The sequence below is a fragment of the Streptomyces sp. NPDC045431 genome (genome assembly GCF_040646655.1).
In the GTDB taxonomy this organism is placed as follows: domain Bacteria; phylum Actinomycetota; class Actinomycetes; order Streptomycetales; family Streptomycetaceae; genus Streptomyces.
This window is the reverse complement of the sequence record NZ_JBEZAQ010000002.1, coordinates 105,046-128,001: the sequence shown is the minus strand read 5'-3', so window position 1 is coordinate 128,001 and position 22,956 is coordinate 105,046. Positions and strand designations below refer to the sequence as shown.

Genomic DNA, 22,956 nt, shown 5'->3' with positions numbered 1-22,956 from the left:
CCCGTCCGCACCCCTTACGGAGAGCAGCACATGACCGAGAGCACGACCATCCGCTGGGAACAGGACGAGACCGGCGTCGTCACCCTCGTCCTGGACGACCCCGACCAGTCCGCCAACACCATGAACCAGGCCTTCCGGGCCTCCCTCGCGGCGGTCGCCGAGCGCGCGGAGGCCGAGAAGGACGCGATCCGCGGCATCATCTGGACCTCCGCCAAGAAGACCTTCTTCGCGGGCGGCGACCTCAAGGACATGGTGAAGGCCGGGCCCGAGGACGCCCAGCGGGTCTTCGACACCTCCACCGAGATCAAGAGCGCGCTGCGCCGCCTCGAGACCCTCGGCAAGCCCGTCGTCGCCGCCATCAACGGCGCGGCGCTGGGCGGCGGTTACGAGATCGCCCTCGCCTCGCACTACCGCGTCGCCCTCGACGCGCCCGGTTCCAAGATCGGCCTGCCCGAGGTCACCCTCGGCCTCCTGCCGGGTGGCGGCGGCGTCGCCCGCACGGTACGGCTCATGGGCATCGCCGACGCCCTGCTGAAGGTGCTGCTCCAGGGCACCCAGTACCCGCCGCAGCGGGCCCTGGAGAACGGCCTGGTCCACGAAGTGGCCGCCACCGAGGAGGAGTTGCTCGCCAAGGCGCGCGCGTTCATCGACGCGAACCCGGAGTCGCGGCAGCCCTGGGACGTACCCGGCTACAAGATCCCGGGCGGTACGCCGTCGAACCCGAAGTTCGCCGCCAACCTCCCCGCCTTCCCGGCCAACCTGAGGAAGCAGCTCAACGGCGCCCCCTACCCGGCGCCGCGCAACATCCTCGCGGCCGCCGTCGAGGGCGCCCAGGTGGACTTCGAGACCGCTCTGACCATCGAGGCGCGGTACTTCACCGAGCTGGTCACCGGGCAGACCGCCAAGAACATGATCCAGGCGTTCTTCTTCGACCTCCAGGCGGTCAACGCGGGCCGGAGCCGCCCCCAGGGCGTCGAGCCGCGCACCGTCCGCAAGGTCGCCGTCCTCGGCGCCGGGATGATGGGCGCGGGCATCGCGTACGCCTGTGCCAAGGCCGGCATCGACGTCGTCCTCAAGGACGTGTCGCTCGAAGCGGCCGAGAAGGGCAAGGGGTACTCCGTCAAGCTCCTCGACAAGGCGCTCGCGCGGGGCAGGACGACCGAGGCCAAGCGCGACGAGCTGCTGGCCCGGATCACCCCGGCCGCCGACCCGGCCGACCTGGCCGGCTGCGACGCGGTCATCGAGGCCGTGTTCGAGGACACGGCGCTCAAGCACAAGGTGTTCCAGGAGATCCAGGACATCGTCGAGCCCGACGCGCTGCTGTGCTCCAACACCTCCACCCTGCCGATCACGCTCCTCGCGGAGGGCGTCGAGCGCCCGGCCGACTTCATCGGTCTGCACTTCTTCTCGCCGGTCGACAAGATGCCGCTCGTCGAGATCATCAAGGGCGAGCGGACGGGCGACGAGGCGCTGGCGCGCGCCTTCGACCTCGTACGCCAGATCAAGAAGACGCCCATCGTCGTCAACGACTCGCGCGGCTTCTTCACCTCGCGCGTCATCGGCCAGTTCATCCACGAGGGCGTGGCGATGGTCGGCGAGGGCGTGGAGCCCGCCTCCGTCGAGCAGGCCGCGGCGCAGGCCGGCTACCCGGCGAAGGTGCTCTCCCTGATGGACGAGCTGACCCTCACGCTTCCGCGCAAGATCCGCGACGAGACGCGGCGGGCCGTCGAGGAGGCGGGCGGCACCTGGCCGGAGCACCCGGCGGACGCGGTGATCGACCGGATGGTCGACGAGTTCGGCCGCACCGGCCGCAGCGGCGGCGCGGGCTTCTACGACTACGACGCGGACGGCAAGCGGCAGGGCCTGTGGCCCGGTCTGCGCGAGCACTTCGGCGGCGGCGCGGTAGCGGTCCCCTTCGAGGACATGCAGGAGCGGATGCTCTTCTCCGAAGCGCTGGACAGCGTCCGCTGCCTGGAGGAAGGCGTGCTGACGTCGGTCGCCGACGCCAACATCGGCTCCATCATGGGCATCGGCTTCCCGGCCTGGACCGGCGGCGTGCTCCAGTACATCAACGGCTACGAGGGCGGCCTGCCCGGCTTCGTGGCCCGGGCGCGCGAGCTCGCCGAGCGGTACGGGGAGCGGTTCCAGCCGCCGGCGCTGCTGCTGGAGAAGGCGGAGCGGGGCGAGACGTTCAGCGACTGAGCCCCCGGCCCACCGGGGCGGCCGCGCTGGTCAGCGGGCCGGTCGTCCCGGGGCCGCCCCGGCGCCCTGCGGTAACGGCGGGAGTCCGCACGGCGCCCCGCTCACTCCGCCCGGAAGGCGGCGCCCAGCTCCTCCTTCAGCGACCGCTGGAACGCCGTGACCAGCGCCTGCACCACCAGCGGCTGCATATGGGCGGACAGCGACTTCATCGCCGCCAGGTGCTCCGGATCCGACTCGCGCTCACGGTACGGATCCCACACCTCGTCCCGGAACAGCCGCGTCAGCTCCTGCGCCGCCGAACGGGTGTGCTCCAGCAGGACCGTACGCGCCGCCAAGAGCGTCTCGTGCGCGATCGGCACGTCCAGCAGCCGCACGCCCAGCCGCAGCAGCCCGGCGTCCACCCGGTAGGTCTCCGGGTCCTCCGTCCGCGCCAGTACGTCCATCGCGGTCAGCCGCGCCAGGTCCTCCTCCGACAGCGCCCGGCCCGCCCGCCGCTCCAGCTCCGCCCGCGACAGCTCCTCCGGCGAGTCGGGCGCCCAGGTCGCCACCAGCGCCCGGTGAATGGCCAGATCGTGGGCGCTGAGATCCGGAGGCAGCTGCTCCAGGTACCGTTCGATGGCGGCCAGCGTCATCCCCTGGTGCTGCAACTCCTCGATGAGCGCGAGCCGCGACACGTGCTCGAGACCGTAGAGCCCCACCCGACGCGGCCCGATCACCGGCGGCGGCAGCAGCCCGCGCGTGCTGTAGAACCGCACGGTGCGCACGGTGACCCCGGCCCGGGCCGCCAGCTCGTCGACGGTCAGCGTCGGCTGCTGCTCCTCGGTCTCGGTCGCCATGGGGGCCTCACTTCCGGTGGTGCGGCGTGCGGTACGTCAATGGAACAGTATTGCTGTCTCACCAACGATGTGAAAGTGCGGGGCGCAGGCGGGAGCCGGTGGTACCGGGGACCGCACCAGCGGAAGTGAGCCACGGGATTGTCAGTGGCGTCTCGTACGGTGGTTCGCATGACGGGGATGACGGAAACCGCGCGGGTTTCGTACGTACAGGGGGACGCCACCACGCCGGTGGGCAAGGGCGTCAAGGTCATCGCGCATGTCTGCAACGACCTGGGCGGCTGGGGCAAGGGCTTCCTCCTCGCCCTCTCGCGGCGCTGGGCGGAGCCGGAGGTCGCCTACCGGCGCTGGCACCGGGAGCGGGCTCGTAACGACTTCGGTCTGGGGGCCGTGCAGTACGTCCAAGTGGGGCCGTATCTGTGGGTGGCGAACATGGTGGGGCAGCGGGGGATCCGCACGGCCAGCAAGGGAGTGCCCGTGCGGTACGAGGCGATCGACGCCGCACTGGACAAGCTCGGCGCCAAGGCCGCCGAGCTCGGGGCCTCGGTGCACATGCCGAGGATCGGCTGCGGGCTGGCGGGCGGGAAGTGGTCGCGGGTGGAGCCGCTGATAGCCGAGCGGCTCGTGGCGCGGGGCATACCGGTGACCGTGTACGACCACGTCGGCTGAGTCCGCGTCAGACGGTGGGCCCGTCGGCCGGGACGTACCCGTCCGCCTGCGTCCGGCCCTGTGGCGGGCGTCGGCTCCGCCGAGCCGACGGCGCGCCCGCCCATGGCGGACGCGCCGGTGCCAGGCGGACCGCGGTGGCGGAGCCTGTACGCGGCCGGAGGTCAGACGCGGCGGGCCTGGGGGCCGGCCGTCCCCGCGCCGCCTTCGCAAGCGGGGTCCTTGGGCGGGGTGGGCGGAGCGAACTGGACGCAACTGGTGGTGGGAGTCACGTTGCCCACGACCTCGACGAGCCGGAAACAGACGTTGATGCCGACCTGCTTGTCCATCGGCCCGAGGACGAGATCGGGACGGAGGAACGGAACGATGGTCCAGCAGCCGTTGCCGGAAGGGAGGATGTACCAGCGCTGGACGTCGGCCCGCTGGCCCTCTTCGTTGAGCGGGCGGGCGTCCTGGAGCAGGATGCCCGTTCCGGTGGGGTTGTTGGGGTCGATGGCCATCTGCTTCTCGTCCGTCATGGCACTTTGCAGACGGTAGACGACGTTGCCGTCGCGTACGTCCTCGCAGATGATCTTCCACAGGTGCTTGTTGTCGTTGATGGTCGACAGCGGATAGGTGCGGATCTGGAGGTCCCACTCCTTGGTGATGTAGCCGCCACTGAGCTGGTGCACGATCATGACCGGCTCGCCCTTGCAGGCGGAGCTGACGACGGCGCTGAGGGAATTCTGGTACATCGCTTTTCCCTTTCACGGGTTCCCGGATAGCGCGTGGACACATTCCAAGGACCACGCGCTTTCGTGGAGACGCCGGACTGATGTCCAGGCGGTGATGTGGTGCTCATTCCCTCGTGCACCAGGCCGACCCTGGATTGGCAATCACCCGCCACATTCGACCCGCCGTGCGCGCCGCACGTATCCAGCGCAATTCGTACGTGGATAGCGAAATGAAGTCCCGTTGATTTACCGGAAAGGTCGCGAGTCGCATTCCCGCCCGACGCGCGCAGACGTCCAGGGCGGTTACGCGCTCCCGCCGCCCACGGCCGGGAAGTGGTGCGCCAGCGCCTCATGCGGATCCGCGTCCGCCGTGTGGCCGTGGTCCACGTGGACGGTCACCGCGGTCAGCCGGGGTACGGCGTGCAGCAGGGCGTGCTCCGCCGCGACCGCCACCGCGTGCGCCTGGACGACCGTCAGCGACGGGTCGACCACCACGGACGTCTCGGCGCGCAGCGCATGGCCCAGCCACCGCATGCGCACGGCTCCCGCGCCCCGCACGCCCTCGACATGGGAGAGCACATGCTCCGCACGGTCCACCAAGGCCGGGTCCACCGCGTCCATCAGCCGGTGCCAGACCTCCCGCGCCGCGCCCCGCAGCACCAGCAGGATCGCGGCCGTGATGGCGAGCCCGATCAGCGGGTCCGCCCACCGCCATCCCACCGCCGCGCCGCCCGCGCCCAGCAGCACGGCCAGTGAGGTGAACCCGTCCGTCCGGGCGTGCAGCCCGTCGGCGACCAGCGCGGCCGACCCGATGCGCCTGCCCGTACGGATCCGGGCACGCGCCACCCACTCGTTGCCCGCGAACCCCACCAGCCCGGCGGCCGCGACCACCGGCAGATGGCTGACCGGCTGCGGCTCCAGCAGCCGCCTCACCGCCTCGTACCCGGCGAACACCGCCGACGCCGCGATCACCAGCACCACGAACACACCCGCCAGGTCCTCGGCGCGCCCGAAGCCGTACGTATAGCGGCGCGTGGCGGCCCGCCGGCCCAGCACGAAGGCGAGCGCGAGGGGCAGTGCCGTCAGCGCGTCCGTCGCGTTGTGCACGGTGTCACCGAGCAGTGCCACCGAACCCGACAGCACGGCGACGACCGCCTGCACGACGGTCGTCGCGGCCAGCACCCCGAAGGAGAACCACAGGGTGCGCAGTCCCTCCACCGACCCCTCCAGCGCGGCGTCGATCCGCTCGTGAGGGTGGTGGTGATGATGGCGGTGGTGGTGTCCGTGGCCCGTCATGGACACCACCATGGCAGCTGAACACCCCTGCAGCCACTGCGGTGATACAGCCTCCGACCAGGTGCGAAGCGCTCGCGACTGCGAGCCGTCGGCTACTGGCCGGACCGGTCGGCTACCGGCCGGACGCCACGACCGGATAGTGGTCGGACAGGTTCGTGTACGTGTACCGCGTGCCCCAGCTCGACACCGTCCAGGGCGCGCTCTGCTCCTTGATCACTTCGTTGGTCCAGCCGGCGGGCCGCGCATGACCGGCGCGGTGCAGGACGTAGTCCAGGTCCTCGCGCGGGTCGTCGGGGTAGCGCTCCGCGGCGATCGAGTTCTGCTCGGTGTCGAAGGAGTACGGATGCCCCGTGCGCGCGTCCGCGCCCGCCAGCCCCGCGTCACCGAGCATCGCGGCGTACTCGGCACTGTGCGAGTCGACGTTGAAGTCGCCGGCCACGAGCACCTGCTCGGACGCCGGGATGTTCTTCGCGTCCAGGAAGGCGTCCATCGCCTTGAACTGGCGGCTGCGCACCTGCGCCGCCTCGCCCGCCGAGCAGCCCGGGTCCGTCGACTGGGCGTGCGTGCCCACCACATGCACGCGCGCGCCGTTCACGTTCAGCACCGCGTAGACGAAGCCCTTGTTGGAGTACCAGTCCGCCCCGCACGCGTCCTTGTAGACGTACTGCTCCTTGCGCACGATCGGCCACTTGCTGAGCACGGTGACCCCGCCGTCCTCCGGCGTCGTCGCCGAGTACGCGCCGCTGGTGGCGTCCCAGCCGTCCCTGCCGCGCCCCATCACCGGCGTCTGGTACGGGTACTGGGCGGCGGAGTTGCGCAGGAGCGCGTCGGAGGCGCCGTTGTCGAACGCCTCCTGGAGCACGACGACGTCATTGCCCTGGTAGAAGCCCGTCTTGGGGATCTCCGCCGCGCGGTGGTCCTGGCCCCAGTTCGGGTAGAGGGTCTTGCTGAAGAGGAACGCGTTGTACGAGAGGACCTTGAGGCTCGGCGTTCCGGCGGCGGACGCGGCGGAGGCGGCGGAGGCGGACGGGCCGGTGGCGGCCAGCGTGGCGGCGGCGAGCGCCACGGGCACCGCGGCGGACAGGGAACGGCGGATCAGGGTACGCGGCACGACGAACTCCTGAGGAGTGAGGGGGGATTGGAGTGGCGCCGCACATCACATCATCCGCGGTTACTTTCCGGTAGCCATTGGATGGACCTTTCCCGACACGTGAGAGAAAGAGCGCCGGTCCTCAGCGCCCCGCGGCGGGCGACGTCCACACCGTGCCGCGCGCCTCGTACTCGAGCATGGCCTCCAGACCGGTCGCTGCGTCCGGACCCAGCTCCCGGCGTACGAGCCAGAGGGCCAGGTCCAGGCCGGACGTGACGCCGCCGGCCGTCACCAGGTCACCGTCGTCGACGACCCGGGCGTTCTTCACCACGCCGCCCTGGTCCTGGAGGTCCTGCCGTGCCCTGTGGTGCGTGGTGCAGGGCCGGTTCCGGGTCAGACCGGCCGCCGACAGCAGCATCGTCCCCGTGCACAGCGCGCTGATGGTGAGGCCGGGGCGCGCCGCCGCGGCCAGGGCCCTCGGCAGCGTGCCGCGCTGGATCTCGGCCCAGACGCCGGGGCTGTCCCTGCGGGCGTACCCGCCGCCCGGCACGACCAGCAGGTCCGCCCGGTGCGGTGCCCAGGGGCGAACGCGGTGGACCTCCGTGCCGTACGCAGCCCTGACGGCCGTGGTCGCGGTCCCGGCGACGCTGACGTACCCGACCTCGACCGGCCGGTCGGTGAAGAAGGCGGCGGCGGAGAAGACTTCGTAGGGCGCGATGAAGTCGAGCTCCTCGACACCCTCGTACAGGACGATGTGCACGCGCAGGGGCCCGCCGCCTCCGGCGGCGGGCGGCTTCGGAGCGGCCGACGCGGAAGGCGCGGCGGCGGAGGCGGGTGCGGCGGCAGCCGCGCCCATGGCCAGGGTCGTGGCGCCGACTGCGGTCGAGGCACGGAGCAGGTCACGGCGGTTCATGCAGATCTCCCATAGGTGTGGGGCGGGTCGGTGGACAGGCGGCTCGGCCGCAGTGCTCGGACCTGACGGCTGGTGGCTGATGCCTGACGGCTGACGGCTCCTAGGGCGGCGGAAGGCTCACGCCCGCTCGGGGGCCCGGCGCCGGGAGCGCCACACGGTGCCGCGGCGCTCGTACTCGAGCACCTCCTCGGCGAAGACGGCCGTCTCGTGGCCGTAGAACCGTTCGACGAGCCACAGCCCGAGGTCGATGCCCGAGGTGACGCCCCCGCAGGTCACCAGGTCGCCGTCGTCGACGACCCGCCCGCCGACCACCTGCGCGCCCTGAGCGCGGAGGTCGTCCTTGGCGATGTGGTGGGTGGTGCAGGGCCGGCCCTTGGTGATGCCGGCGGCGGAGAGCAGCATCGTCCCGCTGCACACGGCCGCGAGGACCAGCCCCGGCCGCCGGGCCTCCGCGAGCGCCTTGGGCAGCCTGCCGCGGTCGATCTCCTTCTGCAGGCCGGACCCCGGACCGTACCCGCCGCCCGGCACGACGATCAGGTCGGCCGAGGACGGTGACCAGCGCGCCCGGCAGACGATCTCCATGCCCGCGGTGGTGACGACCGTCCGCGGTCCGTCCGCCGTGACGAAGGTCTGCTCGACCGGACCCCGGTCCCCGACGATGCCGAAGACCTCGACCGGTCCCGCGAAGTCCTGCTCCTCCACGCCGTCGTACAGCACCGTGTGTACGCGCAGGGGCTCGCGACGCCGGCGGCCCGGGCCCGCCGGTGAGCCGGCCGCCGCGGGGCCGGCGCCCGCGAGGCCGGAGCCGACGGCCCCGATGCCGACCGCGGCGGCGGCGCTCGAACGCAGCAGATCGCGCCTGTGCATGGATCCTCCAGAAAGAGTGGGAGGCGCCCCGGGGGACACCGCATGCGGCCCCTGAGGTGCGACGACGGGCCCAGTCTTCCGACGGAGGACGAGAGGGGACAGTGGCCTGGGTGCCCATGTGGCGCAAGATGCGGCCACGGCGCGCACGCGCGCCCCTCGCTCCCGGAAGCCTCACACCCGGAAGCTCGCGCGGTACGCCTTCGGGGTCGTGCCCACCTGCCGGGTGAAGTGGTGCCGGAGAGCCTCGATGGACCCGAAACCGGTGCTCTCCGCGATCCGGCCGATCGGTACGTCGGTGGTCTCCAGCAGTTCCCGGGCCCGCTGCACGCGGTGTGCGAGCAGCCACCGCAAAGGGGTCGTCCCGGTCTGCGCCCGGAAGCGCCGCGCCAGGCTGCGCCTGCTTATTGCGGCCTGGGCGGCGATGTCGGCGATCGCCAGCGGCCGGTGCAGGTTGTCCCGCATCCACCGCAGCGTCCCGCCGAGGTCGTCCGTGTCGGTTCCGGGCTCCCGGTGCTCGATGAACTGGGCCTGGCCACCCTCCCGTTGCGGAGCCATGACGATCATGCGGGCCACGTCGGCGGCGACCGCTGCGCCCTGGTCCCGGCGCACGATGTGCAGGCACAGGTCGAGGCCGGCGGCGATGCCCGCGGAGGTCAGGACGTCCTCGTCGTCGACGAACAGCACCGACGGGTCCACCGTCACCTCGGGGAACCGCGCGGCGAGGTCATCGGCGAAGCGCCAGTGCGTCGTCGCCCGGCGCCCTTCGAGCAGCCCGGCCCGGGCCAGGACGAAGGCGCCCGTGCAGATGGAGGCTATGCGTGCTCCCGAGGCCGCCGCCTCCCTCAGCAGCCGGACCACCCGCGGATGCGGCGTCTGGTCGGCGGCGATGCCCGGCACGATGAGGGTGTCCGCGCCGCGGGCGTCCGCCAGACCGTACGGCGCGGTGAGGCGGAAGGGTTCCGCTTCACCCGCCCGCGTGGTGACGGCGCGGTCCGCGCAGACCCTGATCTCGTACGCGGGCGTCCCGTCGGGCCTGCGCGCGAAGGCGAACACCTGGCAGGGGATGGTCAGGTCGAACGCTGACACCCCGTCAAGAGCGAGAACAGCAACCACATGCATGGGGCCGCACGGTACGCCAGGTACGCGTCCGGGGGCCGCCGGTGTTTGCCGAGGCCGCGGCGTCACCCCCCGTCAACTTCCGTGTCAACACCGCTCGTGTCCTGCTCTGCCGGTCGGGACGGATCGAGAGGACTCGGTAGGATCCGGACATGGACTCGACGGTGACTCTTGCCCGGAACGCCGAGGTGTTCCCCTTCGATCTCGGTCCGCTCAACCCCGTGTTGGCCGAACTCATCATCGGCGTCGTGTTCTTCGGCGCCACCTTCCTCATCATGGCCACGGTGATCCTGCCCCGGATCAACCGCACCCTGCGGCAGCGCCAGGACGCCATCGAGGGCGGTACCGACCGCGCCGAGGAACTGCGCGAGCAGGCCGCCCAGCTCCGTAGCCAGTACGAGGCCGAGCTCGCCTCGGCGCGGCACGACGCCGCCCGCATCCGCGCCGAGGCGCACGAGCAGGGCGCGGCCGCCCTCGTCGCCGCCCGCGAGGAGGGGGCGCGCGAGCGCGAGCGGATCCTCGCCGCCGGGCACGCCCGCATCGCGGAGGAACGCGCCGCCGCCGAGTCCCGCCTCGGTGACGACGTGGAGGCGTGGGCGCGCACCCTCGCCGAGCGGATCATCGGGGAACCCGTCCCCGCCCGCCCCGCCGACCGCCCCTGATCCCGGGCCCGAGGCCCCAGGCCCGAAGCCCCTGACCCGAGCCGGGGGCACCGGCACCGGAGCCCACGCCCCCGCCTCCGCCGCCCGCCCTCGGTGATCGATACTGGTAGCGGGGCCCACCCCGGGCCCCGGAACCGCACCGAGGAGCACGTCGGCCATGGCAGCAGCAGACCCGGCACCGCCACCCCCCGGCGGGGTGCTGTGGACCCTCGCGGGCGACATACGCGGCCTGCTCATGCTGCCCGCCGCGCTCACCCTCCAGGTCGCCCACCCCGCCGTCGGCGCCGGCGTCGACGAGCACTCCGTCTTCCGCACCGACCCCTGGGGCCGCGGCGAACGCTCCCTGCGCTCGCTCCAGCTGTGGGTGTACGGGGGCGAGGCCGCCGCCGAGGAGGGCCGCAGGCTCCGGCGGCTCCACAAGACCATCCAGGGCACCGACACCCGCGGCCGCCGCTACCACGCCCTCACCCCGGCGAACTACGCCTGGGTCCACGCCACCGGCTTCCCCGTCTTCCACCACGCCTACCGCTACCTCGTGCGTCCCATGACCGAGGCGCAGGAGCGGCAGCTGTACGCCGAGTGGCTCCAGGTCGGCCGGATACTCGGCCTCCACGACCGCGACATGCCGCAGACGATCGAGGACTTCTGGCCGTACTACCGCAAGATCCTCGCCGAGGAGATCGAGGCCACCGTCGTCGTCCGGGAGCTGGTCGCCACCGACAGTCCGGTGCCCCCGCCCGACCGTGGACCGCTCCCGACGCGGCTCCTCCTGCGCGCCCTGTGGCCGGTACTGCTCCCGTCGCTCGCCCGCTTCCGCCGCTTCGTCAGCATCGGCTTCATGCCGCCCGACGCGCGCGCCGCGCTCGGCCTGGAGTGGACGGACGCGCAGGAGCGCGCGCTGCGCCGCTTCGGCCGGGTCGTACGAGCCGTGGTCCCCGTCCTGCCCGAGCGGTTGCGCTACCTCCCGCTCGCGCGCGAGGCCCGCCGACGGCATCGTCTCAGCTCGGCAGCCCGCCCCGCGCGATGACGTCCGCGTACCACCGCGCGCTGTCCTTCGGCGTGCGCCGCTGGGATGCGAAGTCCACGTGCACGATGCCGAACCGTTTACCGTAGCCGTACGCCCACTCGAAGTTGTCCAGCAGCGACCACAGGAAGTAGCCGCGCACGTCCACCCCGTCCGCCAGTGCCCGGTGCACCGCCGCGAGGTGCGCGTGCAGGTACGCCACCCGCTCGGGGTCGTGGACAGCCCCCGACGGGTCGGCGTAGTCGTCGTACGCCGCGCCGTTCTCCGTCACCAACAACGGTACGGAGGGCAGCTCGTCCCGCAGCCGTACCAGCAGCTCGTACAGTCCGTCGGCGTCCACCGGCCAGTCCATCGCGGTACGCGGCCCCGGCGCCGGTACGAAGCGGACGTGCGCCTCCGAGCCCGGCCAGGGCGACGGCACGTCGCACGTCCCCGCCCCGACGACCGTGGGGGAGTAGTAGTTGATCCCCAGTGAGTCGACCGGCGCGGACGTCACCTCCAGGTCCCCGTCCCGTACGAACGCCCAGTCCGTCAGCCCGGCCGTGTCCGCCACCAGGTCCGCCGGAAGCCGCCCGTGGAACACCGGGTCCAGGAAGAGCCGGTTGCCCAGCGCGTCCACCCGCCGCGCCGCGTCCTGGTCGGCGTCCGAGTCCGAAAGCGCCCTCACCGCGTGGAGGTTCAGCGTCAGCGACACCTCCGCCGACGCCGGGAGCGCGGCCCGCAGGGCCCGCACCGCGAGCCCGTGCGCCAGGTTCAGGTGGTGTGCCGCGCGCAGCGACGCGACCGGCTCCGTGCGGCCCGGCGCGTGCACCCCCGAGGCGTACCCGAGGAACGCCGCGCACCACGGCTCGTTCAGCGTCGTCCAGGTGGCGACCCGGTCGCCCAGCGCGCTCGCCACCAGCGCGGCGTAGTCGGCGAACCGTTCCGCCGTCTCCCGCTGCGGCCAGCCGCCCCCCGCGGCGGAGCCGCTGATGTCAGCGGTTTCCAGCTCCTGCGGGAGGTCCCAGTGGTAGAGCGTGGCCACCGGCCGGATGTCCGCCGCCTGCAACTCGTCCACCAGCCGCCGGTAGAAGTCCAGTCCCTTCTGGGCCGCGGGCCCCCGCCCCGTCGGCTGCACGCGCGGCCACGCCACCGAGAACCGGTAGTCCGTCACCCCCAGGTCCTTCATCAGCGCGACGTCCTCGCGCATCCGGTGGTAGTGGTCGGCGGCGATGTCACCGGTGTCGCCGTTGCGCACCTTGCCCGGCGTACGGCTGAAGGTGTCCCAGATGGACGGCGTCCGGCCGTCCTCGTCGGCGGCGCCTTCGATCTGGTACGCGGCCGTGGCCGTGCCCCAGCGGAAGCCGGCCGGGAAGCTGAGCTCGGTCATGAGACTCCCAACGAAAGGTGGAGGGGAAAGGAAGGGTCAGCCCTTGACGGCGCCCTGCATGATGCCGCCGACGATCTGGCGGCCCAGCAGGCCGAAGACAAGCAGCACGGGGAGGGTGCCGAGCAGCGTGCCCGCCATGATCACGGACTGGTCGTGTACGTAACCGCCGCCCAGCTGGCGCAGTGCGACCTGCACGGTCGGGTTCTGGGAGGACAGCGCCACGATCGGCCAGAAGAAGTCGTTCCAGGCCGCCATGAACGTCAGCATGCCCAGCACCGCCATCCCGGGCCGCGCCACCGGCACCACGATCGACCAGAAGATCCGCGCGTTCGACGCGCCGTCCACCCGCGCCGCCTCGATCAACTCGTCCGGCAGGGACTGCACCAGGAACTGGCGCATGAAGAACACCCCGAACGCCGACACCAGCCCCGGCAGGATCACCGACTGCAGCTGGTTCACCCACTCCAGCTTCGCGATCAGCATGAACAGCGGGATCACGCCCAGTTGGGGCGGAATCATCATCGTGCCCACCGTCACCGCCAGCAGCGCCCCCTTGCCGCGGAAGCGCAGCTTGGCGAAGGCGAAGCCGGCGAGCGTGCAGCACAGCACCGTGCCGACGGTGATCGAACCCGACACGATCAGGGAGTTGAGCAGGGCCGTGCCGATGTCCGCCTCCTCCAGCACCGCCTCGACGTTCCGCATCAGGTTCGGGCCGGGGAGCAGCGCCGGCGGCACCTGCGCCAGATCCGCGTTCGAGCGGCTCGCGGCGACGATCGTCCAGTAGAACGGGAAGGCGGAGACCAGCACGGCGGCGATCAGGATCGCGTACGCGACCCTCCCCCCGTGGAGCGTGCGCCCCGCGCGTCGCTTCACGCTCATCGGACGGCCTCCTTGCGGGCGCGGCGGCGCACGACCAGGGCGTTGACCCCGACCAGGACCAGGATCAGCAGGAACATCACCCAGGCGACCGCGGCCGCCCGACCCAGGTGGAAGAAGCCCCAGCCCTGCTCGTACAGGTACAGACCGAGCGTCTGGTACTGGTGCGAGATACCGCCCGACACGCTGCCCTCGAAGAGCAGCGGCTCCCCGAAGAACTGCGTCGCCCCGATCGTCGACACCACCACGGTGAACACGATCGTCGGCCGCAGGCCCGGCAGCGTGACGTGCACGAACTGCCGCCAGCGCGACGCGCCGTCCATCTCCGCGGCCTCGTACAGCTCGGTCGGGATGGACTGCATGCCCGCGAGGTAGATCAGGGCGTTGTAGCCGGTCCACCGCCAGATGACGATCGTCGACACCGCGACCTGCGAGGCGACGGTACCGGTCTGCCAGTCCACCGGGCCGAACCCGACCACGCCCAGGAGGTGGTTCACCAGGCCGAAGTCCCGCCCGAAGAGCTGCGCGAACACCAGCGTCGCCGCGGCGACGGACGTCGCGTACGGCAGCAGCATCGCCGTCCGGAAGAACGTCCGGCCACGGAGTTTGTAGTTCAGCAGGTGCGCCAGGCCCAGCGCCATCACCAGCTGCGGGACCGTCGACAGCACGCCGATGGTGAAGGTGTTGCGCAGCGAGAGCCAGAAGAAGTCGTCGGTGAAGAGCGCGGTGTAGTTGGCGAGGCCGCGCCACTGCATGTCACCGGGGGTCTGGAGTTCGACGCGGTAGAGCGAGACGAAGGCGGTGTAGAGGAGGGGGAAGAGCCCGAAGGCGGCGAAGAGGGTGAAGAACGGCGCGATGTACGCGTACGGCGAGGCCGCCCGCCAGAGGCGCCGGTACGTCGCGCCGCGCGCGGCGGCGGGTGGTGCGTGGAGGGTCACGGTACGGGGCCCTTCGGAGTTCGGCGCGCGGCGGCTTGCGCTGCGCGATGCTTGCTGCCTGGTGGGCGGGTTTCCGCTGAGCGGGGCCTGGGCTGCTGCCCGGTGGGCTTCGGGCGGGTGCCGGGGGTTCCGGTGGGGGGTGGTCGGACTCTCGTTCACCGCGCTTCGCGCGAGTTCAGTCGTTTGACGTCCGACCACCCCCCACGCTCCACCCCCGTCCCCCTCACGTGGTCGGGCCCGATCCACGGCCGGTACGTGCGTCCCCGGTGGGCGTCGTTGCGACCTCGGTCCGCACAGGAGCCGCGCTCCCGCGTAACGGGCGTCAGCGGCCACCGCCCGCGGACGGCCTTCGGCCTCGGGGTGGGGCCGTGCAGGGTCGTCCCCGCAGCGGTTGGCGGCGCGGAGACCGTTCCGCGTCCGTACGGGCCAAGGCCGCCGGCCGCGTGGGGGTACCCCCTCTGGGGGAGAGTCGAGCCCGGAGGGGTCCCGCCCCGCACCCCGCCGGCGGCAGCCGCCCACGCGGGCGCCCAGCGCAGCGCGGAACCGCACCCCCGGCAGGGCAAGCCCCCTGCGCGGGTGCTCGCCGGGCGCGGTGCCCGGACCGGCAGGTCCGCCGCGCGCGCCCCGCCCCGGAAGGCTCAGCCCGTCGCGTTCGCGACGCCCTTCCTCGCGGTGGACCAGGCCTCGTCGGGTGCCGTGCCCTTACGCTCGACCTCGCTCAGCGCGTTCGTGATCTGGTCCGCGACGTTCTTGTCGTGCACTCCCAGCACCTGCACCGGCGCCGCCTTCGCCGCCTCGCCGAAGATCCGGCCGATGGGGGCGCCCGAGAAGTACGGGTCCGTGGCGTCCGCGATCTTCGCGATGGCGCCCGTCGAGGACGGGAAGTTGCCCTGTGCGCGGAAGAGCTTGGCCTGCTGCTCCGGCGCGGTGAGCCACTGGATCAGGTCGTACGCCTCCTTCTTGTGCTTCGCCGCGCGCGGCACGGACAGGTACGAGCCGCCCCAGTTCCCCGCGCCGCCCGGCAGCTTGGCGATGTCCCACTTGCCGCGCCCGGCGTCGCCGGCCTGGCCCTTGATGTAGCCGAGCATCCACGCGGGGCACGGGATCGTGGCGAAGGACCCGGCCGCGAAGGCCTGGTTCCACTGCGGCGACCACTGGTCGAGCTTGGCGCTCAGGCCAGCCTCGGCCGCCTCGGCCGCGGTGTCCCACGCGGCCTTGACGGCGGGGTTCTTGTCGTAGACGAGTTCGCCGGAGGCGTTGTAGTACCGCTCCTCCTCCTGCCCGATCATGATGGTGAAGAGGCTGCCCACGCTGTCGAGCCACGCGCTCTTGCCGGGGGCCTTCGCCTTGTACTGCTTGCCCAGCTCCAGGTACCCGTCCCAGGTGGACCACCGCGCGGCCAGCTCGGTGCGGTCCGTGGGCAGGCCGGCCTGCTTGAAGAGGTCCGTGCGATAGCACATCGCCTCGGGTCCCACGTCGGTGCCGAGCCCGAGCACGCGCCCGTCCTTGGTGGTCGCCGCCGTCCACTTCGCCTCGGCGAACTGCCCCTTGAGCTTGTCCGCCCCGTACTTCGTCAGGTCCTCGAACTTGTCGGCCTGCTGCTGGGTGACGGAGGCGATGCGCCCGACCTCGATGCCCTGGACGTCGGCGAGGCCGCCGCCGCCCGCGAGCCGGGTCTGGAGGGACTTCCAGTAGTCCTGCTCGTCCTCGGTGTCGGTCTGCTTGATCGTGATGCCGGGGTGCAGCTTCTCGTACTCGGCGTAGAGCCCGGCCTCCTTGTAACCGAAGGAGCCGAAGAGGTCGACGGTGAGCGTGACCCGGCCGTCGGACGCCTCGTCCGAGGCGCCGGCTCCGCAACCGGCGAGCAGGGCCCCGGTGAGCGCGACCGCGCCGAGACGGACGGCGGCCCTTCTGGCGGCTCGGGCGATGGGCATGGGAAGCCTCCCTTGGCTTCGGGGGAGCGGGACGGCGCGGAGAGCTGAGAGCGCTCTCAAACGGTTGCGTCGGAGCGTCCCCCGTGCGCCCCTGTGCCGTCAAGACTCGAACACGTAACAGCAGCGCGGTCCTGCCAACTCCCTCTTATGTCCCCTGTATTGACAGTCTCTTTCAGGAGTTTTACGTTCCTGGCCACATGAGAGCGCTCTCAACGCTCGATCCCCCACCCCCTCGAGGTGCTGTCCATGCCATCCCCGCGCACCCGATCAGCCGCAGTCCTCGTGGCCACCACCCTGGCCACCCTCGGCCTGGCCGGTCCCACCGCCGCCCCGGCCGCCGCCGCCACCGTCCCCGTCGGCGCGGGCGGTTACTCCGACACCCGCCCCGCCGGCACCTCCGGTCCCACCACCAACACCGGCACCCCGGTCACCCCCAAGGTCACGCCCGCCGCCCAGGGCAAGCCCGTCCCCACCAACGACTGGTGGTCCTCGCTCGCCTTCCAGCGCTACGGCGACAATCCCTGGTCCACCCCGATGTACGGCCACCCCCTCACCTACCAGGCCACCGCCGCGGGCCTGGACATCGGCTACCCCACGGCCCCCGCCATCGTCGGCGACGGCCGCCAGTACGAGTACGCCCACAAGCGCGACCTCACCCTCGGTCTGACGGGGCTCAACTCGCCCGACACCAAGGCCGATGCGTGGTCCGACTGGACCGTCACCCCCTACTGGTCCGACGGATCCCGCACGCTGCGTACGACCATCGGCCACGGCCTGCCCTTCGTCTACGCCAAGGGCACCGGCGGCAGCGCCCGTGTCACCACCGCCACCGCCCCCACCGTCTTCGCCGACCAGGGCAACGTCCTCGGCATCACCGTCGCCGGCCACCACTACGCCCTCTTCGCCCCCACCGGCACCGACTGGACCGTCTCCGGCTCCACGCTCACGGCGGCCCTCGGCGGCAAGGACTACTTCTCGCTCGCCGTCCTGCCCTCCACCGACGCGCTCGCCACCTACCGGAAGTACGCCTTCAGCTTCGTGACCGGCTCCCAGGTCGCCTGGAGCCACGGCGCGGGCACGGTCAGAGCCACGTACAGCCTCACCACTCAGCCGCAGGAAGGCACCGAGACCGGCACCCTGCAGGCCCTCTACCGCCATCAGTGGCTCAACACCACGGACGCGCTGACCCCGTACACGTACGTCTCACCGCGCGGCACCATGAAGGTCCGCGAGGCGACGTCCTTCACCACCAGCCAGCGGGCCGCCGCCGTGCTGCCCGGCCTGCCGAAGTCGTCCGGCGTCGACGCGGCCCGGCTGCGCGGCTACCTGAACGAGGTCGTGAACGCCCCCGATCCGCTGCAGGGCGCCACCGACACGTACTGGACCGGCAAGGCCCTCGGCCGCCTCGCCCAGCTCGTGCCGCTCGCCGAGCAGACCGGCGACACCGCCGTGCGCGACAGGCTGCTGGGCCTCATCAAGGGCCGCCTCCAGGACTGGTTCACCGTGGGCGGCGGCAACGAGTTCTCGTACGACAGGACGTGGAAGACGCTGACCGGTTACCCCGCCTCGTACGGCAGCGACACCGAGCTCAACGACCACCACTTCCACTACTCGTACTACGTCTACGCGGCGGCGATCGTCGCCCAGTACGACCCCGCCTGGGCCGCCGACTCCGCGTGGGGCGGCATGGTCAAGACGCTCGTGCGCGACGCCGCCAACCCCAGCCGCACCGACACCGCCTTCCCCTTCCTGCGCGGCTTCGACGTGTACGCCGGGCACAGCTGGGCCTCCGGTCACCAGGGCTTCGCCGCCGGCAACAACCAGGAGTCCTCGTCGGAGTCCACCAACCTCAGCGCCGGCCTGGTGCTGTGGGGCGCGGCCACCGGGGACACCGCCCTGCGCGACCTGGGCGTGTACCTGCTGACGACGGAGTCCGAGGCGATCACGCAGTACTGGTTCGACGCCGACCAGCAGGTATTCCCCGCCTCCTTCGCCCACGACACGGCCGGCATGGTGTGGGGCAGCGGCGCCGCCTACGCGACCTGGTGGACCGCCAACCCCGAGGAGATCCACGGCATCAACGTCCTGCCCGTGACCGGCGGCTCCCTGCACCTCGCCGCCGAGAAGGCGGCGATCCGGCGCAACCTCGCCGAGATGGAACGCGAGAACGGCGGCCCGGCCGTCGAATGGCGCGACATCCTCTGGGAGTTCCAGGCCCTCGCCGACCCCGCCGCCGCCAAGGCGAGGTGGGACTCCGGCCACGCCGCGTACACCCCGGAGGCGGGGGAGTCCAAGGCCCACACGTACCACTGGATCGCCACGCTGGACGCGCTCGGCGCCCCGGACGCCACCGTCACCGGTGACATCCCGACGTCGGCGGTCTTCACCAAGGGCACCGCACGGACCTACGCGGCGCACAACCACGGCTCCACCGCCCGCACCGTGACGTTCTCGGACGGCGCGAAGCTCACCGTCCCGGCCCGTTCGACGGCCACCGGCACCGGAACCGGAGGCACCGACCCCGGGCCCGGCCCCTCCACGGGCGACACCTTCCAACTGCGCACCGGCGGCGCCCTGACGACCGCCACGAACGGCACGGCCGGCGGCGACACCATCGCCTCTGCGGGCGGCGCCAACCACGACGGCACCCCTCACCAGCCGCTGGTGTACGAGGCGAAGGGCGTCAACGGCACGCTGAAGCCCGGCGGCGCCACCGCTTTCCGCCTCCAGGTGGACGCGGGCACCACGGTCGGCCTCGGCCAGCAGGCCCGGGTCAGCTACGACCTCACGGGCGACGGCACCTTCGACCGGACGGAGACGTACCACTACTTCGCCACCGACCCGGTGGCCGGCTGGGAGGAGTACGGCCAGGGGCGCGGCCTGAAGGCGGCGACCGGCACCCTGGGCGACCTCAGGGGCGGCACCGTCCGCCTGGAGGTGTGGCACGCCATCGGCAACGGCACCGCCAAGCTCCAGACCGGTACGGACCGGTCCGTGCTCGTCATCCCGTACGCGTAGTCAGGCCGAGGCCCGGCGGACCAGTTCCGTCGGCATGATCACCGAGCCCGGGGCGCTGCTCGCCCCGGGCTCGGCCCCTTCCTGCCCGCCCAGCACGCGCATCAGCAGCCGGACCATGAGCCGGCCCATGCCCTCGATGTCCTGACGGACCGTCGTCAGTGGCGGATCGGTCGCCTCCGCGATGGACCTCATGTCGTCGAAGCCCACCAGCGCCACGTCCTCGGGCACCCGCACCCCGCGCTCGCGCAGCACGCGCAGGGCCCCCGACGCCATCAGGTCGTTCGCGGCGAACACCGCGTCCAGGTCCGGCCGCCGCTCCAGCAGCTCCGCCATCGCCCGGGCCCCGCTCTCCTCCGTGAAGTCGCCCTGCGCGATGAGGCCCGGTCCGGCGTCGAGCAGGACGTCCCGGTACCCGTCGAGCCGGTCCGTCGCGGAGGTCTGGTCGCGGGGGCCGGCGATGTGGGCGACGCGTTCGCGGCCCAGGGCGAGCAGGTGCCGCACGGCCTCGCGGGCGCCGCCGCGGTTGTCCACGTCGACGTACGGCACGGCGAGGCTTCCGGTCGCGCCCGGCCAGCCCGGCCGGCCGCCGAAGACCGCCGGCACCTGGACGCGCCGGATGATCGCGGGCAGCTCGTCGTCGTCGTGCACCGAGAAGGCGAGCGCTCCGTCGACGTGACCGCCGCCGAGGTAGCGGCCGATCCGGTCGTAGTCGCCCGGGCCCTCCACCCACAGCAGCACCAGCTGCGAGTCGTGCGCGGTCAGCTCGCGGCTGATGCCGCGCACCTGCTGCTCGAAGAACGGATCGGAGAAGACCCGGAACTCCGGCTCCGCGATGATCACCGCGACCGCGCCGTTGCGCCGGGTCACAAGGGTGCGGGCGGCGTGGTTGGGGATGTACCCCAGCTCCTCGACCGCCCGGCGCACCTTCTCCACCAACGGCCCGCGCACCCCCGTACCGCCGTTCACGACACGCGAGACCGTCGCCCGGGAGACCCCGGCGCGGGCGGCGACGGCTTCCAGCGTGGGGCGGGACCCGGGGGCGGGATCGGGCGGTGCGGGCAGGGCGGGCAAGCGAGCTCCTCGGCGTCGCGGGCGGACCGGGTGTGCGCGGACGTCGCGCGCACAGGAGCAGGGTAACCGGTCCCGACCCTCTCTGAGAGCGCTCTCATCCACCGCGAGCCCGGCGAGATCCGGAAGACAGCCTTAGGCTCCCCGTATGTCAGGTCCGACGCTGGTGATCGAGTTGGCCGCGCCCGTTCCACCGGAGGTGCTCGGGGAGTTCCGCGCGTTGATGGTGGGGCTCTCCTGCGCCTTCACGGAGCTGCGGCCCGGGTGTTTCGACGTCCATGTGCCCGCTGAGCGGCTGGGTGTCGAGGACACGCGGGACAAGGACCGGCGCAAGCCGTTCCCGCTTTCCCTCACCGGCGAAACGGTGGTGGACGAGGAGCTGACGGCTCTGGTGGGCTTCAATCCGCGGCGCGAGGACTGGCGTCGGCCTTTCCTGGTGTACCTGATGGGGCCGGGTGTCGGGGACGAGAGCCTCTTCGAGGCCGAGCATGAGGACGAGCCCGAGGTGGAGGTAGTTCTCGGCTTCAGGCCGACCCATGCCGTCGATGTCAGCGCTTGCTGCAACGGCGGGATCGACCATGTGGCCACAGCCCTGCTGACCGCCGCCGTCATGGACGTCATCGGGGGCGTGGCCAAGGCGGAGCTGCTGGACGGGCAGGCGGCGATCGTCGCGGGCCTGCCGGGAGTGCTGGGGATCACGGAGGACGACGGGACGGCGCTGGGCAGCGCGGAGTTCCTGCGGGCCTGGGCCGGGCGGCCCGGTTTCCGGCTGCTCAAGTAGCCCGCGGCCGCCGCCCCCACGCCCGGTGGAGGCGGCGGCTTCGGTCACCTCAGTGGTCGTGCCCGTGGTCGTCGTGCTCGTGGACCGTGTTCGTCGCGGCGATCTTCTTCCACGACTTCGGCTGCGCGGGCGCCGCCGACGGGGCCGTCGCCGCCCGCGAGCGCGAGGCGATCCCCGACTCGGCCGCCGTCGGCGCCGCCGGCTTCGACGGCTGGTACAGCCAGGTGTCGAAGAGCCCGGAGAGCGGCTTGCCCGAGATGCGTTCGGCGTACGCGACGAAGTCGCCCACCTTGGCGTTGCCGTACGCCCGCTCGGTCGGCCAGCCCTTGAGGATGGCGAAGAAGTCCTCTTCGCCTATCTCGTTGCGCAGCGCCTGGAGCGCGAGCGCACCCCGGTCGTACACGGCGATGTCGAACTGCTTGTCCGGACCCGGGTCACCCGGCTTCACCGTCCAGAACGGGTCGTCGGCCGCGCGCGTGGCGTACACGTAGTCCGCCAGCTCCTGCGCCGTGCCCTCGCCCTCCTTCTCCGACCAGAGCCACTGGCTGTAGCGGGCGAAGCCCTCGTTGACCCAGATGTCCTTCCAGCCGTCCACCGACACGCTGTCGCCGTACCACTGGTGCGCCAGCTCGTGCACGACCACCGAGACGTTCGCGCCGTTCGCGAACTGCCGGGGGCTGTAGAACGGCCGGGTCTGCGTCTCCAGCGCGTACCCGCTCGTCACGTTCGGCACGTACCCGCCGAGCGCGTTGAAGGGGTACGGTCCGAAGACCTCCTCCAGCCACTCGGCGACCTCCTTCGTGCGCTCGATGCTGGCGCGCGCCGCGCCCGCGTTGTCGCCGAGGTCCTTGCTGTACGCGTTGAGGACGGGCAGGCCCTTGTCCGTCTTGTCCGTCGTGATGTCGAACTTGCCGACGGCGAGCGTGGCCAGGTAGCTGGCCTGCGGCTTGTTGGAACGCCAGTTGAAGCGCGTCCAGCCGAGCCGTGACGACTGCGACTGCAGGACGCCGTTGGAGATGGCCTGCGTACCGTCCGGGACGGAGACCGAGATGTCGTACGTCGCCTTGTCCAGCGGGTGGTCGTTGGAGGGGAACCACCACACGGCCGAATCCGGTTCCTGCGCGGCGACACCGCCGTCCGGCGTGCGGTGCCAGGCCGTCCAGCCGCCGATCTTCAGCTCGGACGGCTTGCCCGCGTACCGTACGACGACCGAGATCGCCCGGCCCTTCTCCAGCGGCGTGGCCGGGGTGATCTCCAGCTCGTGGTCGCCGGTCGCGGCGAACTTCGCCCGGGTGCCGTTCACCCGTACCTCGCTGGCCTTGAGCCCCAGGTCCAGGTTGAAGCGGGACAGGTTCTGCTTGGTGGTGGCGAGGATCGTCGCCGTACCCTCCAGCAGGTCGGTCTTCGGCTGGTACTTCAGGCGCAGGTCGTAGTGCGACACGTCGTACCCGCCGTTGCCGCTGGCCGGGTAGTACGGGTCGCCGATTCCGGCGGCTCCGGGTGCGTAGTCGGCGGCCGATGCCGGGATCGCCAGCATCAGCGAGACCACGAGTGCGCTCGGGACGATCAGTCTGCGGTGCACGTCAGGCT

Annotated in this window: 19 protein-coding genes; 6 read left to right on the top strand and 13 right to left on the bottom strand. The window is 72.0% G+C overall.

Annotation, left to right across the window (positions count from 1 at the left end; genetic code table 11):
* Positions 1–30: 30 nt before the first annotated feature.
* Positions 31–2,202, top strand: coding sequence for a 3-hydroxyacyl-CoA dehydrogenase NAD-binding domain-containing protein (locus tag AB0A69_RS04945; RefSeq protein WP_361415420.1), 2,172 nt, complete (start codon positions 31–33; stop codon positions 2,200–2,202).
* 101 nt (positions 2,203–2,303) lie between these two features.
* On the opposite strand, the gene AB0A69_RS04940 is transcribed toward AB0A69_RS04945, so the two are convergent.
* Positions 2,304–3,038 carry a MerR family transcriptional regulator gene (locus tag AB0A69_RS04940; protein WP_361415418.1) on the bottom strand — a complete coding sequence of 245 codons (735 nt, stop codon included), beginning with the start codon at positions 3,036–3,038 and terminating at the stop codon, positions 2,304–2,306.
* A gap of 177 nt (positions 3,039–3,215) precedes the next feature.
* On the opposite strand from AB0A69_RS04940, the gene AB0A69_RS04935 reads away from it, so the two are divergent.
* Positions 3,216–3,704: a macro domain-containing protein gene (locus AB0A69_RS04935; RefSeq protein ID WP_361416785.1), complete on the top strand. Its 489-nt coding sequence runs from the start codon at positions 3,216–3,218 to the stop codon at positions 3,702–3,704.
* Positions 3,705–3,865: 161 nt separating this feature from the next.
* Here the strand turns inward: AB0A69_RS04935 and AB0A69_RS04930 are convergent, their stop codons facing one another.
* The 6 genes from AB0A69_RS04930 to AB0A69_RS04905 all read right to left on the bottom strand — a co-directional run bounded on the left by AB0A69_RS04930 (position 3,866) and on the right by AB0A69_RS04905 (position 9,699).
* Positions 3,866–4,435, bottom strand: coding sequence for a hypothetical protein (locus tag AB0A69_RS04930; RefSeq protein WP_361415416.1), 570 nt, complete (start codon positions 4,433–4,435; stop codon positions 3,866–3,868).
* Between the two features lie 282 nt (positions 4,436–4,717).
* Positions 4,718–5,710 (bottom strand): cation diffusion facilitator family transporter, encoded by a 993-nt coding sequence (locus tag AB0A69_RS04925; protein WP_361415414.1) that lies wholly within the window; start codon positions 5,708–5,710, stop codon positions 4,718–4,720.
* 112 nt (positions 5,711–5,822) lie between these two features.
* Complete coding sequence (gene sph, locus AB0A69_RS04920; protein ID WP_361415412.1) at positions 5,823–6,821, bottom strand: sphingomyelin phosphodiesterase; 999 nt, start codon at positions 6,819–6,821, stop codon at positions 5,823–5,825.
* A 121-nt stretch (positions 6,822–6,942) separates the two neighbouring features.
* Positions 6,943–7,713 carry a DJ-1/PfpI family protein gene (locus AB0A69_RS04915; protein WP_361415410.1) on the bottom strand — a complete coding sequence of 257 codons (771 nt, stop codon included), beginning with the start codon at positions 7,711–7,713 and terminating at the stop codon, positions 6,943–6,945.
* Between the two features lie 117 nt (positions 7,714–7,830).
* Positions 7,831–8,580: a DJ-1/PfpI family protein gene (locus AB0A69_RS04910; RefSeq protein WP_361415408.1), complete on the bottom strand. Its 750-nt coding sequence runs from the start codon at positions 8,578–8,580 to the stop codon at positions 7,831–7,833.
* Positions 8,581–8,751: 171 nt separating this feature from the next.
* Positions 8,752–9,699: a helix-turn-helix domain-containing protein gene (locus tag AB0A69_RS04905; RefSeq protein WP_361415406.1), complete on the bottom strand. Its 948-nt coding sequence runs from the start codon at positions 9,697–9,699 to the stop codon at positions 8,752–8,754.
* A 149-nt stretch (positions 9,700–9,848) separates the two neighbouring features.
* Between AB0A69_RS04905 and AB0A69_RS04900 the strand changes: the two genes are divergently transcribed.
* Both AB0A69_RS04900 and AB0A69_RS04895 read left to right on the top strand, forming a co-directional pair.
* A complete protein-coding gene (locus AB0A69_RS04900; protein WP_361415404.1) occupies positions 9,849–10,358 on the top strand; it encodes a hypothetical protein in 510 nt (169 codons plus the stop codon).
* A 157-nt stretch (positions 10,359–10,515) separates the two neighbouring features.
* Positions 10,516–11,385: an oxygenase MpaB family protein gene (locus AB0A69_RS04895; protein ID WP_361415402.1), complete on the top strand. Its 870-nt coding sequence runs from the start codon at positions 10,516–10,518 to the stop codon at positions 11,383–11,385.
* Here AB0A69_RS04895 and AB0A69_RS04890 read toward each other — a convergent pair.
* The 4 genes from AB0A69_RS04890 to AB0A69_RS04875 form a co-directional block, all read right to left on the bottom strand.
* On the bottom strand, positions 11,357–12,751 hold the full coding sequence (locus AB0A69_RS04890) for a GH1 family beta-glucosidase (protein WP_361415400.1): 1,395 nt from the start codon (positions 12,749–12,751) through the stop codon (positions 11,357–11,359). The two genes, AB0A69_RS04895 and AB0A69_RS04890, sit on opposite strands and share 29 nt — an antisense overlap.
* 36 nt (positions 12,752–12,787) lie before the next feature.
* The gene (locus AB0A69_RS04885; protein ID WP_361415398.1) at positions 12,788–13,630 is read right to left on the bottom strand and encodes a carbohydrate ABC transporter permease; all 843 of its coding nucleotides are present in this window, start codon (positions 13,628–13,630) and stop codon (positions 12,788–12,790) included.
* Complete coding sequence (locus AB0A69_RS04880) at positions 13,627–14,565, bottom strand: sugar ABC transporter permease (RefSeq protein ID WP_361415396.1); 939 nt, start codon at positions 14,563–14,565, stop codon at positions 13,627–13,629. Before AB0A69_RS04880 ends, AB0A69_RS04885 begins: the two co-directional genes overlap by 4 nt.
* Before the next feature lie 638 nt (positions 14,566–15,203).
* Positions 15,204–16,499: an extracellular solute-binding protein gene (locus AB0A69_RS04875; RefSeq protein ID WP_361415394.1), complete on the bottom strand. Its 1,296-nt coding sequence runs from the start codon at positions 16,497–16,499 to the stop codon at positions 15,204–15,206.
* A 246-nt stretch (positions 16,500–16,745) separates the two neighbouring features.
* On the opposite strand from AB0A69_RS04875, the gene AB0A69_RS04870 reads away from it, so the two are divergent.
* Positions 16,746–19,517, top strand: a complete 2,772-nt coding sequence (locus AB0A69_RS04870) for a glycosyl hydrolase (protein WP_361415392.1) — start codon at positions 16,746–16,748, stop codon at positions 19,515–19,517.
* Here AB0A69_RS04870 and AB0A69_RS04865 read toward each other — a convergent pair whose 3' ends face one another.
* Positions 19,518–20,579 (bottom strand): LacI family DNA-binding transcriptional regulator, encoded by a 1,062-nt coding sequence (locus tag AB0A69_RS04865; RefSeq protein WP_361416782.1) that lies wholly within the window; start codon positions 20,577–20,579, stop codon positions 19,518–19,520.
* Positions 20,580–20,733: 154 nt separating this feature from the next.
* On the opposite strand from AB0A69_RS04865, the gene AB0A69_RS04860 reads away from it, so the two are divergent.
* Positions 20,734–21,366 carry a DUF6368 family protein gene (locus AB0A69_RS04860; protein ID WP_361415390.1) on the top strand — a complete coding sequence of 211 codons (633 nt, stop codon included), beginning with the start codon at positions 20,734–20,736 and terminating at the stop codon, positions 21,364–21,366.
* A gap of 49 nt (positions 21,367–21,415) precedes the next feature.
* Here the strand turns inward: AB0A69_RS04860 and AB0A69_RS04855 are convergent, their stop codons facing one another.
* A complete protein-coding gene (locus AB0A69_RS04855; protein ID WP_361415388.1) occupies positions 21,416–22,948 on the bottom strand; it encodes a M1 family metallopeptidase in 1,533 nt (510 codons plus the stop codon).
* Positions 22,949–22,956: the final 8 nt, after the last annotated feature.

What these genes read in the sequence shown, in the direction of transcription:
- AB0A69_RS04945 (WP_361415420.1), top strand. Translation starts at nt 31, where the DNA reads ATGACCGAGAGCACGACCATCCGCTGGGAACAGGACGAGACCGGCGTC.
- AB0A69_RS04940 (WP_361415418.1), bottom strand. Translation starts at nt 3,038, where the DNA reads ATGGCGACCGAGACCGAGGAGCAGCAGCCGACGCTGACCGTCGACGAG.
- AB0A69_RS04935 (WP_361416785.1), top strand. Translation starts at nt 3,216, where the DNA reads ATGACGGAAACCGCGCGGGTTTCGTACGTACAGGGGGACGCCACCACG.
- AB0A69_RS04930 (WP_361415416.1), bottom strand. Translation starts at nt 4,435, where the DNA reads ATGTACCAGAATTCCCTCAGCGCCGTCGTCAGCTCCGCCTGCAAGGGC.
- AB0A69_RS04925 (WP_361415414.1), bottom strand. Translation starts at nt 5,710, where the DNA reads ATGACGGGCCACGGACACCACCACCGCCATCATCACCACCACCCTCAC.
- AB0A69_RS04915 (WP_361415410.1), bottom strand. Translation starts at nt 7,713, where the DNA reads ATGAACCGCCGTGACCTGCTCCGTGCCTCGACCGCAGTCGGCGCCACG.
- AB0A69_RS04910 (WP_361415408.1), bottom strand. Translation starts at nt 8,580, where the DNA reads ATGCACAGGCGCGATCTGCTGCGTTCGAGCGCCGCCGCCGCGGTCGGC.
- AB0A69_RS04905 (WP_361415406.1), bottom strand. Translation starts at nt 9,699, where the DNA reads ATGCATGTGGTTGCTGTTCTCGCTCTTGACGGGGTGTCAGCGTTCGAC.
- AB0A69_RS04900 (WP_361415404.1), top strand. Translation starts at nt 9,849, where the DNA reads ATGGACTCGACGGTGACTCTTGCCCGGAACGCCGAGGTGTTCCCCTTC.
- AB0A69_RS04895 (WP_361415402.1), top strand. Translation starts at nt 10,516, where the DNA reads ATGGCAGCAGCAGACCCGGCACCGCCACCCCCCGGCGGGGTGCTGTGG.
- AB0A69_RS04890 (WP_361415400.1), bottom strand. Translation starts at nt 12,751, where the DNA reads ATGACCGAGCTCAGCTTCCCGGCCGGCTTCCGCTGGGGCACGGCCACG.
- AB0A69_RS04885 (WP_361415398.1), bottom strand. Translation starts at nt 13,630, where the DNA reads ATGAGCGTGAAGCGACGCGCGGGGCGCACGCTCCACGGGGGGAGGGTC.
- AB0A69_RS04875 (WP_361415394.1), bottom strand. Translation starts at nt 16,499, where the DNA reads ATGCCCATCGCCCGAGCCGCCAGAAGGGCCGCCGTCCGTCTCGGCGCG.
- AB0A69_RS04870 (WP_361415392.1), top strand. Translation starts at nt 16,746, where the DNA reads ATGCCATCCCCGCGCACCCGATCAGCCGCAGTCCTCGTGGCCACCACC.
- AB0A69_RS04860 (WP_361415390.1), top strand. Translation starts at nt 20,734, where the DNA reads ATGTCAGGTCCGACGCTGGTGATCGAGTTGGCCGCGCCCGTTCCACCG.